The organism is Congregibacter litoralis KT71 (assembly GCF_000153125.2).
Classification (GTDB): domain Bacteria; phylum Pseudomonadota; class Gammaproteobacteria; order Pseudomonadales; family Halieaceae; genus Congregibacter; species Congregibacter litoralis.
In genome coordinates this window covers 1631153-1644693 of sequence record NZ_CM002299.1, presented here as the reverse complement: position 1 = coordinate 1644693, position 13541 = coordinate 1631153, and the positions used below count along the sequence as shown (strand labels likewise).

Sequence of the window (13541 nt, the reverse complement as noted above, 5' to 3'; positions counted from 1 at the left end):
CTATCCTCTCTCAAAGTGCCACATCGAAGGGCCGGTCAGAGACCAGATAGACGGCTGTCGTATCGGCCTCATTGCCGGCAGGTAACAGGCGATTATGTTGAAACGTGGCAGCCAGCCATGACCCGCGCAGCTCGCGCGGATCCAGCACCACTGCTCTTTGAGTACGATTGGTCAGTTTTACGGCGGTGACATACTGCAGACCTACCTTCCAGGCGGCGACTGGTACGGACTCAACCTTGGCGCCATACACCAGATCCACCGTTTCGCCAGTTACCGGCATGGCAACCACACCCGACTGACGGGGAATGAGTCGCGTAGGCGCATAGAGTTGTTGAGCGGCATACCGGGTTAATGCAGCGTAGCCCCATGGACGTGATCGCATGCCATATTTCGACTCAGCTGCACCTGTATCTTGCGGTGTTTCCAACAGTATCTGCACATCAGGCAGTGAGCGCCCCTCTGCTTCGCCAGGCGCTGCTGAAATATCGAGGACGTACATCGGACCATCGGTTTCCGATCGCACCATGACACGGCTAGGCTCAAAAGACTGTCTAGCCAGCAGGTAAACGGTGCCGTTGATGCTTTGAGTACGTAGCAATGGCGTCAGCGTCTGCGGCAAGCCGATACTCACCGAATCAGGGAAATGAACAAGACGCTCTTCGCCCACGACCAACGGGATGACAATCGGCGATTTGTTCCAGACAATTCTTTCAGGACCATTCGAGGCCGCGTCATCGGCTTGCGCAAAGCACACCACGAAAAAACATAACCCTAGAATAGCAACCCATTGGGCTGGAGAGTAACAATTCGGAGCTTTCATCTAGAGGTTTCCTCTTCAGTGCTGGTACCCTTTGCACCGGGAGCAGCCAGTTCGGCATCGGTTAATCGACGCGGGCCTTCACTTCCGTACCCATCAAGAGCCATGCCCCAGGGATTAGTTTCTGGATCGATCGCTTGTCTCACCACGCGAATCGGATATCGAATAGTCGTCTGCTTAACGGTCATGCCTTTCACCGACTCCATCAAATCCAGATCCAGCCATACAATCCATGCGCCTGAAGACAACACGTCAACGCGACGTTCTTCGTAACCATGCCCGGGAACTTCATGAACTCCCCGTACGCGGTAAGCCAGCTCACCGCGCCTGGCTTTTAGCTCCATATCCTCAATCAGATCATTGCGGTAGCGGGGCGTCAGGTAAGGCGATATCCGAAAAATTGCACTGCCATAATCAGTCGCGCCGTTCTCGGGCCAGCGATTGAGTTGCTGAAAAATGTAGAACGCGAACGCATAGACATTCGCTGCAGGCACTTCCTCGGCGGCCAGCACTGCTCCGGAGCGCAGATCGGGTGGCACATAGACGCGCAGCTGTTTGGGGGCCTGGCTCCAACCAACCCAGAGCGCGAGAATGATCAGTCCTTGTAGGCCGATGACGGCCCACAGGGAGCGCAAATGCGAACGTACGTTATCGATTTCGAGACGGTAGCGGCGCATGCTGCGTTCTCCCGATATCCCAGGATCCACTCCGTAGTACCCAGGGTACGCGGTACAGCCCCATGGAATGCAGGCGGATACGTAACCATTGCTGGTAATAACCTTCTGGCCGCCCACGTTTGATACGCTGAAACAGCGTCGCCATGACCACGACTGTGGCCACCACGCCGACACCGGCGATCCCAAAGCCCATAGTGATTGCGCCCAGCAACCAGGCCAGCAATAGACTGAGGGGGAACCATATTACAATGGCCAACACCACAATCATGCCCAGCTCAGAGGATGAGCAGCCTTTAAAGATGGCGGGCTCGGCATTGAGCCGATCCGCCAGAATTTCATGGTCGTTGGACACTCACGTCTCCTATCGCAGTCAATTGTTGACGTCAGCCATTAGATGACGCCTGCCGCTTCAGTGAGCAGATAACTGGCGAATATCAGCACGATCGCACCGACAATCCCGAGCACACCCACTTCGGCCCATTCAGCCTTGCCCTGGCGAGCTTCATTGAATTTTGCAAAGCCCAAATACGCGATCCAGAGAAATCCCAAAACCGCAATGGCCAACCCAAGCACCAGGCCACCATCTTTGATATAGCCCTGAATCAGGCCAATCCAGTCCCCTGCTGGCGGACCGGTACTCGGCGCGACCGGCGTCGGCAATGCCGCCCAGAGCGGCAGTGGAACAGCCACCGCTGCCGTTGCCAATAACGCTCTGCGGATGGCAGCAGTTTTTTTGCTGAAACTGATTTTGGTATTTGATGTACCCATAACAACTTTCCTCTTCTATAACGCTGATAAAAATGGGGACTATCCCCGCATCCCACTGCGATGCTCCGCCGCTTGCCCTTGCGGGACTTTCTCGATTGACTCACCGCAAATAGAAACCCAATACCATCAAAACAATGCTTGCCCGCAGAGTGCTCCAGGTCAGATCAAAGACCGTGGCTTGCCCGTCCTGCCAGGCCCGAAATGCGCCTAAAGCCACCCAGATCACCCAAACAAACACCAACACCAGGATCATCGATGCGATTGCAGTCAACATCGTGCCTGAGGTAATGCCGGAACCGGCTTGGAATGCAGTTTGTTGTGCGGCAGTCACGGACAAGACCTATCGACGGTAATCACCGCGCAAAGGCGGAAACGAGCGAGGCTGAGCGCGGGGAGAATTGATGTGCGACTGGATGCCGTCCTTGATCTGCTTAAAGTCCTGACGCAGCCAGTCATAGCGAAATCGGATACGGGCATCTTGTTCAGCATTAGCCTGCGCCTGCTTGATCAGCGGCTCGAGGGTATTGAGTTCATGGATGATTTTCGCCAAAGCCTCGCGCTCGGCGTCGGCATCGGCAAACGCCGCTGACGTGACTGACAAACCTAGAATGAGAAACGTCGATGACCAGAATGGGCGTTTCATGGTACTGCTGCTCCCGTGTATTGTTACGGGGCATAATGCGGATATTAATCGGGATGGACGATGGGAAATCTATTCGGTTGGTGGGGCGGTTTTTTGAAGTTTCTTTCTGTATTTCTTTAGGTCCAGTGATGGAGCGTCGGTTAGCTGATCAGAAGTGATCGAAAGTTATTCTTTAATATATGAGTTGTATCGGACACTGGACAATTCCATAAATCTGCAAGTTGATTAACAGCAATTTCACTATCCCATGGCTGCAGTGGCTCGCGCCTGTGCCTCGCAAATGGACCATCTGTCTCAGTTAGCAACCTATCTTTGGGAATATTCAGCGCTAGTTCAGCTCCATTTTTGGTATTTAGCATTGCGGGCCCAACGGAGAACCAACAGCCAAGGTCAATTGCTCGCTTTAGCTGCGTTTTTGTTCCAGTAAACCAATGCAGAATGGGAATACTATCGATACTCTCAAGCTCATCTAAGATAGCTTCTGCACTGGCGCGACTGTGTATTGACACTATACGCCCGCCAGCTCGATTCACGCTGCTTAGTATGTGGCGAAATACCATCAGCTGAACTTCCCAGTGTTCTTTAAAGTCTTTTCCTCCATCGAGCCCGATCTCCCCCACATACTTAGCGCCCGGCAGCAGGGCATCGAATAGCTCTAATTCATTTGATCTTTGGTGAGCGAGTTGGGGGTGTAGCCCTAACGCAGTACGGATCCGCTGACTTCCCTCAGCAAGCTTACATGTCCCATCCCATGCCTTAGGAGTCGTTGTCACCGATAACACATAAGTGCCTCTCGCCTTGCACTCTGCCGCCACCTTTATCGGTTCGGGATACAGATCGAGGTGGCAATGCATATCGATACTCACAGGGCTCACAGGCCGCCCTCAGCTCTCAAGAAGGCTTCAACTTCGACTAGTCCATCTAAAAAGACTTTCTGAAAGTTTTCGAACTTCGCCGGAGGAAGTGGTCCACTGTCCGCAATCCATGGCCCTGATTTTCGAGTTGTTTTTTGTTTGACAGCAATGGACAGCGCTAGGAGGTCATCCCTGCGGTCAGTCTCATTCAGAACGTCAGCTACAGCGCCGAATGTGTACTCAGTGTCCTCACCAATCCCGCTTGCATAAAGCGCAGCCCGACGAATGATACAAGGCACGCAGATCCCGCACTGCTGATTCGACCGTTTCCAATGGCTGCATGACACCGTACTATCCACGATATCTGCCAACAGCTGTCTGTTTTGGCATTTAGTGGCCATTTGGCCTTTCGTCTCGAACTGGTAAGGATTGACAATTCGGCAGGGGATACCGACCGCCCCAAAGAGGTTTTGGATGCTTTCAATAAAATGTGGGTGAGTGGTGCGAGTACTCAATGTGCCAATTCGCCGCGGCGTCAATGGAGCATTTAGCGAGATAAAGCCATTCTCAGGAACAAATAGGTCAACCGTCTCTTCCTGCGAAACTGCCTGTACAGCACAGGCACCGACAGCAGCAAACGCGAGAAAGTTGAGGCTTCGTGTTCGCATGGTTATATCTGTTTCACCTGTATAGAGGTGAGGATCCGCGTTGACCTCAAAGCGTGAAAATCGCCCCTCAAGCGCTTCGGCGATCCGGTCCTGATGCGTTTTATCGCCCTTATAGGCATGACTTACCAATAGTGGAGTCCGCCCTTGTGCAAGCAGATCGATCGCCCCAATGGCTGAATCCAGTCCGCCAGAGAAGAGGCTCACACAATCAAGCCCTCTGAGCCGAACCCGTTGGAACCGGTCTCGTCGGCGATATGGTACCGGGGGAGGGCAACCACCTTCCTGGAAAGCAACATCCCACATGTCACCGCTAAGGAAGTGCAAGGCTCGATCTAAATCCTTCTTCAGTGGTTGCCAACGTGCAGGCTCATGAAGCGGCAGCCGAAGGGAAAACTGCCGAGTCCAGCCATCTTCTGCGTCTGCCCTGCGAACAAAGGTGTCCGCTGCCGTCACTGCAAGCGCTATAGTCAGGAAATCCATAACTTGTGTGGGAATTCGTACCCCCAACCGCTTAACCTTTTCGATGACCGGATTCCCGATTACGGAAATGTCACCACGACACTGCCCGCTTAGCCCATACAGTTGTACAGGCAACAAAACATCACTGGCCGGTGGCAGTAGCTGATGATTGTGGTGAAATACTAATTGTGTCACCGGTAGGCCTCCCATTCCGTCCATGCATCGATGATGGCCTGACGTTCGACCTGTGCCATTTGCTGCCGTGTAAGTGCCCGAACATTGCCAGCAAGTTTGGGTGCCATATGTTTGTCGACCACAACCTTGATCAACTCACGCAGTTCCGTTTCGGCGCGTATTGCCATCGCAGGGGTATCTGCCTTGTTCCAGGCCTTGCCGGAGTCCATCACCATCTGCAGGAAAATACTTTCGGTCAGATACCCGATCATGGTGTCGACAATCACATCGTCAGTGATGCATTGGGGGTCAAAGGTGTCCACACCGTCCAATGCGTCCACCAATGCATGATTCATCGCCACACGTATCTTGTCCGAATCCCCATCTTCAGTGGTCAGCGCCTGGGTAATAGCAGAAATCGCCAACTCGCAAGGGAGGCCGGCCAGACTGGCAAGGTCTACACTGGCCTCTCCCGGGCCAGCAGGTACCCCCGACAACACACCAAAGAGGCCAGCGCCAGCTTGGGTGACACTGCCCATCCGCCTGGCCGCGCTACCACCCCCGCCACTAGATTTACGAGCGTAGTGGCCAACAGCCCTCTTTAACTCTCCTCGGTCGCCGCTTGACACAGCTCTGCCCAAGGATTCTCGAAACGGAGCAAATCTACGAGTTTGTGGAGAAAGTAAAGGTTGCTGTGGCTGGTCATCGGCCCATGGCGGCACCAGTGGTGAACCGCCCCCTGGGCCGGTACTAGATTGTGAAGTCCCCATTAGTCGTCCTTATACCACTCTTCTTCTTTTAACAGTGCGGTCATCCACGCTGGCGGCTTACCCCCCAGCTCCAGCTCCTGTAAATATCGAACCAGAATCTTGGCTGCGCCGGTTGAGTGGCGGGCCAACAAGCATGCCCCTGCAAATCCTTTGGGCCTGCGAGACCAATCTGAGACCTGCCTCAAGTGGCTGATAGCGCCCTCCATCACCGGGATCTGCTCTTCCAACGGTAGGGTATCCAGCAGCTTTTCGGCTGTCGGTGAACTGGTGTTCTTGGTACTCACTAGCACATCCAGCACTTCCCGCCCTACAGGGGACAAACCCACAACGTAAGCGCCAATCGGCATGGTTTCCCGAGACAGGTAAATCGCGGCCCTTAGATCGACCCCGCTAAGCCGAGGTTCGAGTTGAGCCCACTCGCTGATGAAAGATTTGGTGGACGGGTTGTCCGTCCATGTCTTAGGGGCATCATCGGGTATCTGGCCACCCCCTTCCTCCAGCTGCTTGAGAAGCATGGGCATCCCCTGTTCGGCGTCCACAAGGCGGTAGAAGTCAGCCGTTGCCGTCACACCAACACATCGCTCAAATATCACCAGCTTGGTGATCACTGCCTCGTCCAGAGGCATAGAGCGGCGCCGCGCAATCTGCGAGCGCATTTTCACGACATTTAACAGTCGTTTCACGATCCGGGGGTTACCGTGGATGATAGGGGAATTTGCCAGAACTGGTGCAATGCGGTCGGCCCGCGCAAACGCCCTCGCTAGGGTGCCCTCCTCTGGCTCACCAGTCAGAACCAGAACGTCCTGCCGAGTGATTGGATCCTCCTTCCAAGACTGCTGTAGGGCCTTTTCCAGGCCTTCCCGGAGCACTTCGAGCCTATCTGGGGGCAAGCCGTGGTCGATGGCATACAACATGAAAAGATAGGAGCGGATTTCCCGCACGCCGGCTTTGGGCACGCGGATGGGTACCTGAATCAGCTTATCCAGGTAGTCGATCTGGTGGCGGTCGGAAGCGCCTTTGAAATAGTCAGCCACCGATGAGCGTATCATTTCTTCGTCGGCCGCGATGATGAACGCTGTATTCGTCAAAAACAGAAACAACCGAATGGCCTCGAGCGTATGGATGGCGTTAGCAGGAAGGCAGCGATCAAGGTTGTCGATAACCACCACCAGAGGCTTGCCGAGCTCTTCCAGAATCTCTCCGTATTCTTTCCTGAATGTATCAATCTGCTGGGGCGGGCTCTTCTTCGTCTCGGGCTTCAACAGGCCACCAACCTGTTCCTTGGCCTCTTTGGCGGTCTTACCTAAGTTTTGATATTCTCCCTGATCCTGGATGCCGTCAGTCGCATTGCCCAAGACACTAACACTGCGGGCTAGGAGTCCTCCGGTGGGGATACCGGCGAGTAAGGCGGCGCCTTCAGTCATAAACCCCATTGCCCGAAATCCGTCGACCCGAGCCAGAAGCTTCTTCGCCTTTTTGTACAGGCCTTCATCCCCATCTGCAGCTTGGGTTAACGCAGTAGCAATCACTTCCAGAAGAGAGGCTCGGGCATCATCGTAGCCTTGATACAACCAAGCGTCGAAGTTGATGGTAATCCAGTCTTTCTCATCTGCCTCAAGGCGCTGTTCGATTAGCTTCAGTAGTGAAGACTTACCGGCACCCCAATTGCCAAACACACCAATGGAAACAGGCAACATACCTGTAGAAGTCAGTATGTCGACCGTTATCTGCGATACTTCACCAAAATTCAGATAATCATTATCTGATTCTTTATCACTCCACAAAGCTAACTTCCCCTTTTCGGTGACTAAACTTTCGAAGTCTCGTCTCGTAAATTGTGCCATTAGACGAATACACTAGAAACTTGGATAAAGTTTTATCCCTCAAAGCCATCGTCAGTTAATTGGACCAAACAGTATTGGACTTTTCCAAACGTCTCATAACTTCTAGGATCTGCGCAGCTTGCTGACTGTCAATTTCCGCTCCATGCACCCCATCCTTTTTAGCTCTGAGATTCTCAACGCCCAGAGACTTCGTCAACGTATCTACCGACGGTCCTCTGTGGCTGCACGAGAGATCCATTGCCTGCGCCCAGGGAGTTGCGGCTTTCTGACTACAAAATACACCTTTTATTGACGGCGTGGTTAAGTTGTATCGGACGACGTGATCCCGCAGGATAGGCCAGTCGAAACTGGCGTTGTGAATGACAATGAGCTGATCCTTCAGGTATTCGGCCATATGGCTCCACTGGGAATCAAAGGATTTAAATTCGGCAGCTTGCTCGTTAGTAATACCATGTATCGACTGCGCTTCTTCTGAGATTCGCTTTTTCGGTCGTGTTTTGAACTCTACGGATTTAGCAATCTCTCTCTGCCTCACCACCGTGATCCCAAGCGTCACGATGTCCGGCAGCCCATTTTCGTCAGGGAGTCCGGTGGTTTCGGTATCGAGTACGATGTAATCGTCTGGTAGTTGGGTAAAGACCCACAGTAACTCTTTATACATTGCCATCACCTCCTGCCACTGCCGTCCAGGGATTCAACATTCACGACTGCCCCCTGTTCATAGTGGTAGCGCAGATAGCGCCAGTGGATGGCATCCGTGAGCGCCTTGGGCCGCATCACCCCGTAGCACTCCCCTTTCGCTCTCACGCTTTGGTAGTGAATGCCGAAGCTATTAGCAGCTCGCAGCGTATAGCCAAGTGTCTGTGCTTCGCCGTAATCGTCGGGATCGTAGATAGCGTTTTCGATCAGGTGCCGTACATCGTGAAGGGTTGTCGGCCCCAGCTGCGCACGGATAACGCGCATCTCCTGGGTGGTCTTGTCGATTCTGGATTCACGTAGGAATCGTGCTCGATGGAAGGATGATTCGGCGATCGCCACCGATTCATTGGAGGCGCAATAATAGATACCGAAATCCCGATTGAAGCGGCCACCACGTCCATCCACCGGCGGGTGAGTGAAGGCCGCCATGATCCAGGATGCGCCATCGCCGTACACCCGGTCTTCCGGTGGCACCAGGCGAATATCACCGACTTCATCCCGTAACCTGGGGTTAGTCAGGGACTCCACCGCATAAAGTACGTCCCAATCCTGCGCACTGGAGACGCGCTCGAACAGGTGGATCTGAGGATAGCGCGACAGAATGATCCGATAGACCGGTTCATCTGCCTCGCTACTGGGTAGTGTATCGATATCGATCACCAACCACCCCGCTCCGAATCGAGGAAATCTCTGACTACGGCCAGATCCACCACTTGCCCTGCCAGCAACCGGTCCAGCGGTGCCGTACCATTGAACAGGGGGTTGTCATTGGGGGTAGCCAGCCACTGATCGGCCAGACCCTCATCAGGCAACAGAATCTCCAGGGATTTGTAGATACCCAGGATATAACTGGCCCGCTCCAGCAGATCCCGGGTCAGCTTGGCCTTTTCAGGCTGGCTCTTCCAGTTGTAGAGGGTCTTCTCGTTGCTGAGCCCCAACAAGGTCATCTGCTGGGCGCCAGTCAGACGCCACTGGCTGAAAATACGAAAAATCGCTGGCAGCAGTGAACTGGTGACACTGGAACCACGTTGCAGCAGTTGTTCGGCTTGCGCGATCATGACTACCTCCTGAACAGCATTTAGACTGTATATTTACAGTGCTCAAATACAGCCTAGCAAACTGTAATAGTACAGTCAACTGTGTCAGAGATACTTTTTGAAGGTGCTGGCCGTGATGGTCACAGCGAAGGCGAAGGCCAGAGCGAACGGCAGGATAATCCAGGACGGGTGCAAGCTGAACGGTAGCGCCAGGTACAGCACCCAAGCCATGATGATCAGTGGTATGGCGGCTTTCTTGGCGTAGTGGTAGACGAAAGAGCTTTCCCGACCGCCGCCCCAGCGCCGCAGGTCCCGCTGCACCAGGCCATCGACCAGCGCCACCAGGGTGAACAGTCCAAATACCGGTGTGGCGAGCGCCAGGATGGCCAGGCGAACCGCAAAAACCTGGGTGATTTGCATTGCTGCCAGAACAAAGTCAGCTATGGGCCGGTAGAGCCGGTGCAGTATTGGGCGCACGCCGGATTCTTCAATAGATGGAGCCTGCGTAATCCACTGGAGGAGATCGACAAACCCGGTCCACTCAAAGGCGATGTAGTAGAAGCGCTCCGACAACTCACTGGCGAACCGCATGGGATGTTCGGTCAACCAACTGCGATGAAAGTCCGCGCCGAGGAACTGCAACTCATTCACCAGCATCTGCCGGCTATGTGTTAGACCCTGTTCCTCCCACCAGAACACCATGCCAATCCACTCGATCAAAACGGAGAAGACCAGGGAGAGCAATAGCCATTTAAAGCACTGGGCGATACCGGTGAGAATCCGGGAGAACATGCCCGGGCTTGCTACAGACCGGCGGGGATCGGCTGGTTCCGCCATCTTAAGGTGAATCGACCTGTTTAGATGAATCCGGTGTGGTCTCAGATACCGCGTGCCACCAGTGATCGGTCACCCGATACCAATGATCGTTGGTGATGTAGCTGCGCCGCATCGCGTCGGCCATCGCTTCAAAATCGCTAGGTATGGCGGCATCCCCACTGCTATCCGGCAAGGGAATACGGAGTTTCCAGAGCTGACCGCCCTCCAATAGCGCGAAGGCCTGCCCTTTGGGTAGCGTGACCATATCAGCAGCGGTCAGCATGGGCACTTCCGAGACACTGATCCGATCTTCGTTACGGGACTTGAAGTCGACACCAGATCCGGGATCCGATGAATCGTCGACGCCGGAAACACTCATCAGACTGAACACTTCGACCCTGGGCAACTGTTCGGTCAGCATGTCTGCCGTGTCCAGCTCCTTCACCCGCAGCATTAGCATCGTATTGAAGTTACCGGCCACCTGACCCGCCTTGGCCTTGCTACCAATCCGCGCCTCCACATCCGACCAGGTCTGGGTGTAGGCCGTTACCTGAAACCCTGCTCCGCCTGCTTTGTTCAGCAACGGTACGAACTCATCACCGATCAGCTCATTGAACTCGTCGGCATGTAGGGAGATGGTCGGTATTGTGGACATGGAGGACTGTCCGGGGCCGTGTCCTGACGCGTCCAGGTCGCCGCCCCGCGCGTGTCCAGCCTGTTCAGACGCCACGCCGTGTTTGTAAATACGGCCCGCCACTGACACGAGATCTGCAAACATGGAATTGCCCACCGCACTGGCCACCGTAGTATCGGTGAGTGCATCAAGCCCCACGTAGACAATCCCCTTGCGGCGCACCACATCCATCCATTCGAAGATGGGTCGTGCATCCTGCTCGTCTTGATAATCCGGAGAAATCAAGGCGGCGATCGTACCGGTGGTGAGTTTTTCCATCAGCGGGCCGACGGAGCTGACGATCTTGTCGAAATAAGTCTTGTCGTACTTGAACGCGGAAATAAGGCCATCCAGGACGGGGTCGTAGATGGCCCTCTCCTGCAACAACCGCATGCAGGCGATGGCTTCCATCGACCTTCCGCGCAGTGCATTGGGCAGATTGCGCTCCTTGATATCCGCTGCGCGTTCTTCGACCAGAGACGCCCAGGCGTCGATACCTGCAATCGCCGCACAGTAGCCCGCATACTCCACAAACAGCGGTTCGATGTCGTTGATGTAACGGCGGATCTGTTGATAGTCCGGTCGGCGTTTCAGCGCCACCAACGCTCGGGCAATAATATTGACGAAGCGCCAGGCGAACTCTTTGAAAGCGGCAGAGTTACCCTCGTTGGGCAACTGGTTGGCAATACGGGTTGCGACCTCTGTGATGCGGGAGAAATTCCCTATCGCATTGTAGCGCGCCGATAGCTCGGGAAAGCCCAAATGAAACAAATAGAAGTCGTCCAGACGGCCAGCTCGCTTGGCTTCGGCATAAATGCGGCGCAACAGATCTGCATCGCCTTTGGGGTCGAAGACAATCACCACATCCCCGCGGTGGATGTCCTGGGTAATCAGCAGTTCTGCCAACCGTGTCTTCCCGACGCGGGTGGTGCCTAACACCAGTGTGTGTCCGACCCGTTCACCCAGATCCATCCACACGGGTTGCTCAAGGGGTTCAACCGCATGTAGAGCGGGCTTGCCGCCCACTGGCGGTAACGGCGCCAACAGGTTCCAGCGGGATCGACTGCGCAAGAGCCTCGCCAATAAGGTCAGCCCCGGTATCGACTCCCAGGCGACTTCCTTTTGCCGCGCCCAATGGTAAAGTGCACCCGGTTGAACGTAACGCTGAACCTCGGGTTTCAACGTGTCGCGTAGACGCTGGGTGTGTTGCTGGGTCCAGCGAAAGCCTTTGCCTAAAAATAGCTTGTGCTGACTGACAGGGACCCGATCGGCCGCTATTCGATACTCGGGTAAGCGTTTCATGTGACGCTGATAGCGCAACACACGCCAGGCTTGATGGCCCCGCCAGAGGCCAAACCCAAAGAAAGCCAGGCTGCTGGTGGCAGCAATCCCCGGCGGCATCATCAGGCCCCACGGTGCAAGCAAGGCCAGTAAGCCTGCAGCGATCGCCGTGAAACAAGACCACAACTCGACCGGCGGTCGAAGCAACGCCTCCATAGGATGGGCGCTCATTGCGTGATGCCGTCGCGGGTAATGAGTACCGGGTACCGATCAATACCCAAGGCACTGGCCAAATCGATGCCAGATCCGAGTGTGATGGAAAGGCCCTGTGAAATCTCGGTGACACTCCGGACATCTTGCTCGGTGTCAGCTTGCACCAGCATCCCCACCGCACCAAGCGATTTAAGGGTGTCTCGATGGGTTGCCAGCCACTCCAGCGATACCCGGTCGGACCCGATCAAGAAAAAGGGACGCGGATTGCCCTGTGCCAGACGCTCACGGACATCAGGCTTGAGTTGCCTTCCCGCAAGATCACCGACCAGTAGGCCGGGAGAACGCACGGGTAGTAAGTTGCTGAGCGTAGGGCCATTTAACACTGTCTGGTCAGCTGAATCCGCAGCAGTGCCCGGATGGGCCGGCAGGACCTGATCCGACACAAAGGGCTTCTGTAAAGGCGCTATCGGTTTCGTGTGACCCGCATCATAAATGACGGTCAACTTGGCGATTGCCGATACACTTGCGAACGCGCCTACGAAGATAACAGGTAGTAACTTGGGCAAACAGTGACGACTAGGGAGTTTCAAACCGACCCTCCGGCTCAATGTCGGCGTGCTGCGTCAAATATTGTTGGACGCGACTGGCGTAAGCTCGCGCTCTGGTGAGATTGTTGGGTGCGTGATAGCAGCCAGCAGTCTGCATCCAGTTAGTATGCTCATTGAGGCAATCTCGCAGAATCGCCGCCGCGACGCGCAAATTATGGTAGGGATCCAGTGCTTGCCATGCTGAACCCAGTGCGGCGCGATGGTAGCGCCAGTTGATTTGCATTAACCCGATATCGACAGAACTGTTCGGGTGTATCAGGGCCACTTGCAGCACCTGCAATGCTTCTTGTCTTGAGGAGAAATAGTGTCCTTCACCATTAATATTGAGCGCCCAGGGCCAGGGACGGAACCGACCTTCGCTGAGTGTGCTCTGCCCGCTCTCAGTCAATGCCACCGCGTAAAGCAACGCCGGGGGCAAATCATACTCAATCGCCACTCGCTGATATCCGGCCGGTATGGACTGGGCCTCGAAGACGAGGGATCCACACAGCAGACCGATAATCCACGCGACAATGGATTGACGATGCATCGTCATGCTCT

17 protein-coding genes are annotated in these 13541 nt (G+C 54.8%); all 17 read right to left on the bottom strand.

Annotated features, from left to right (window positions below; all coding sequences use genetic code 11):
* Nucleotides 1–10: 10 nt before the first annotated feature.
* Nucleotides 11–820, bottom strand: a complete 810-nt coding sequence (locus tag KT71_RS07555) for a TIGR03749 family integrating conjugative element protein (RefSeq protein ID WP_023659430.1) — start codon at nt 818–820, stop codon at nt 11–13.
* Entirely contained in the window at nt 817–1494 is a 678-nt protein-coding gene (locus KT71_RS07550; RefSeq protein ID WP_008296031.1) for a PFL_4703 family integrating conjugative element protein, read from the bottom strand. The genes KT71_RS07555 and KT71_RS07550 overlap by 4 nt, the downstream gene beginning before the upstream one ends.
* The gene (locus tag KT71_RS07545) at nt 1466–1846 is read right to left on the bottom strand and encodes a TIGR03750 family conjugal transfer protein (RefSeq protein ID WP_008296032.1); all 381 of its coding nucleotides are present in this window, start codon (nt 1844–1846) and stop codon (nt 1466–1468) included. The genes KT71_RS07550 and KT71_RS07545 overlap by 29 nt, the downstream gene beginning before the upstream one ends.
* A gap of 38 nt (nt 1847–1884) precedes the next feature.
* Nucleotides 1885–2262 carry a TIGR03745 family integrating conjugative element membrane protein gene (locus tag KT71_RS07540; protein ID WP_008296033.1) on the bottom strand — a complete coding sequence of 126 codons (378 nt, stop codon included), beginning with the start codon at nt 2260–2262 and terminating at the stop codon, nt 1885–1887.
* Between the two features lie 100 nt (nt 2263–2362).
* Entirely contained in the window at nt 2363–2593 is a 231-nt protein-coding gene (locus tag KT71_RS07535) for a TIGR03758 family integrating conjugative element protein (protein ID WP_023659429.1), read from the bottom strand.
* Nucleotides 2594–2602: 9 nt separating this feature from the next.
* The gene (locus KT71_RS07530; protein ID WP_023659428.1) at nt 2603–2905 is read right to left on the bottom strand and encodes an integrative conjugative element protein, RAQPRD family; all 303 of its coding nucleotides are present in this window, start codon (nt 2903–2905) and stop codon (nt 2603–2605) included.
* Between the two features lie 140 nt (nt 2906–3045).
* Complete coding sequence (qatD, locus tag KT71_RS07525; protein ID WP_202962401.1) at nt 3046–3771, bottom strand: Qat anti-phage system TatD family nuclease QatD; 726 nt, start codon at nt 3769–3771, stop codon at nt 3046–3048.
* Between the two features lie 5 nt (nt 3772–3776).
* Entirely contained in the window at nt 3777–5081 is a 1305-nt protein-coding gene (gene qatC / locus KT71_RS07520) for a Qat anti-phage system QueC-like protein QatC (protein WP_023659427.1), read from the bottom strand.
* Nucleotides 5078–5830 (bottom strand): Qat anti-phage system associated protein QatB, encoded by a 753-nt coding sequence (locus KT71_RS07515; protein WP_040362238.1) that lies wholly within the window; start codon nt 5828–5830, stop codon nt 5078–5080. Before KT71_RS07515 ends, qatC begins: the two co-directional genes overlap by 4 nt.
* Nucleotides 5830–7674, bottom strand: coding sequence for a KAP family P-loop NTPase fold protein (locus tag KT71_RS07510; protein WP_008296039.1), 1845 nt, complete (start codon nt 7672–7674; stop codon nt 5830–5832). Before KT71_RS07510 ends, KT71_RS07515 begins: the two co-directional genes overlap by 1 nt.
* Before the next feature lie 55 nt (nt 7675–7729).
* On the bottom strand, nt 7730–8335 hold the full coding sequence (locus tag KT71_RS07505; protein ID WP_023659426.1) for a 3'-5' exonuclease: 606 nt from the start codon (nt 8333–8335) through the stop codon (nt 7730–7732).
* A gap of 5 nt (nt 8336–8340) precedes the next feature.
* The gene (locus KT71_RS07500) at nt 8341–9033 is read right to left on the bottom strand and encodes an RES family NAD+ phosphorylase (RefSeq protein ID WP_008296041.1); all 693 of its coding nucleotides are present in this window, start codon (nt 9031–9033) and stop codon (nt 8341–8343) included.
* On the bottom strand, nt 9030–9431 hold the full coding sequence (locus KT71_RS07495) for an MbcA/ParS/Xre antitoxin family protein (protein WP_008296042.1): 402 nt from the start codon (nt 9429–9431) through the stop codon (nt 9030–9032). Before KT71_RS07495 ends, KT71_RS07500 begins: the two co-directional genes overlap by 4 nt.
* Nucleotides 9432–9515: 84 nt before the next feature.
* The gene (locus KT71_RS07490; RefSeq protein ID WP_008296043.1) at nt 9516–10247 is read right to left on the bottom strand and encodes a TIGR03747 family integrating conjugative element membrane protein; all 732 of its coding nucleotides are present in this window, start codon (nt 10245–10247) and stop codon (nt 9516–9518) included.
* Between the two features lies 1 nt (nt 10248).
* Nucleotides 10249–12411, bottom strand: a complete 2163-nt coding sequence (traD, locus tag KT71_RS07485; protein WP_193786134.1) for a type IV conjugative transfer system coupling protein TraD — start codon at nt 12409–12411, stop codon at nt 10249–10251.
* Entirely contained in the window at nt 12408–12983 is a 576-nt protein-coding gene (locus KT71_RS07480; protein ID WP_023659423.1) for an integrating conjugative element protein, read from the bottom strand. The genes traD and KT71_RS07480 overlap by 4 nt, the downstream gene beginning before the upstream one ends.
* Nucleotides 12970–13530, bottom strand: coding sequence for a lytic transglycosylase domain-containing protein (locus KT71_RS07475; RefSeq protein WP_008296047.1), 561 nt, complete (start codon nt 13528–13530; stop codon nt 12970–12972). The genes KT71_RS07480 and KT71_RS07475 overlap by 14 nt, the downstream gene beginning before the upstream one ends.
* Between the last annotated feature and the right edge of the window lie 11 nt (nt 13531–13541).

Coding starts and splice junctions, on each gene's coding strand:
- KT71_RS07495 (WP_008296042.1), bottom strand. CDS start 9,431: ATGATCGCGCAAGCCGAACAACTGCTGCAACGTGGTTCCAGTGTCACC.
- traD (WP_193786134.1), bottom strand. CDS start 12,411: ATGAGCGCCCATCCTATGGAGGCGTTGCTTCGACCGCCGGTCGAGTTG.
- KT71_RS07475 (WP_008296047.1), bottom strand. CDS start 13,530: ATGCATCGTCAATCCATTGTCGCGTGGATTATCGGTCTGCTGTGTGGA.
- KT71_RS07540 (WP_008296033.1), bottom strand. CDS start 2,262: ATGGGTACATCAAATACCAAAATCAGTTTCAGCAAAAAAACTGCTGCC.
- KT71_RS07510 (WP_008296039.1), bottom strand. CDS start 7,674: ATGGCACAATTTACGAGACGAGACTTCGAAAGTTTAGTCACCGAAAAG.
- KT71_RS07490 (WP_008296043.1), bottom strand. CDS start 10,247: ATGGCGGAACCAGCCGATCCCCGCCGGTCTGTAGCAAGCCCGGGCATG.
- KT71_RS07530 (WP_023659428.1), bottom strand. CDS start 2,905: ATGAAACGCCCATTCTGGTCATCGACGTTTCTCATTCTAGGTTTGTCA.
- KT71_RS07555 (WP_023659430.1), bottom strand. CDS start 820: ATGAAAGCTCCGAATTGTTACTCTCCAGCCCAATGGGTTGCTATTCTA.
- KT71_RS07505 (WP_023659426.1), bottom strand. CDS start 8,335: ATGTATAAAGAGTTACTGTGGGTCTTTACCCAACTACCAGACGATTAC.
- KT71_RS07550 (WP_008296031.1), bottom strand. CDS start 1,494: ATGCGCCGCTACCGTCTCGAAATCGATAACGTACGTTCGCATTTGCGC.
- KT71_RS07515 (WP_040362238.1), bottom strand. CDS start 5,830: ATGGGGACTTCACAATCTAGTACCGGCCCAGGGGGCGGTTCACCACTG.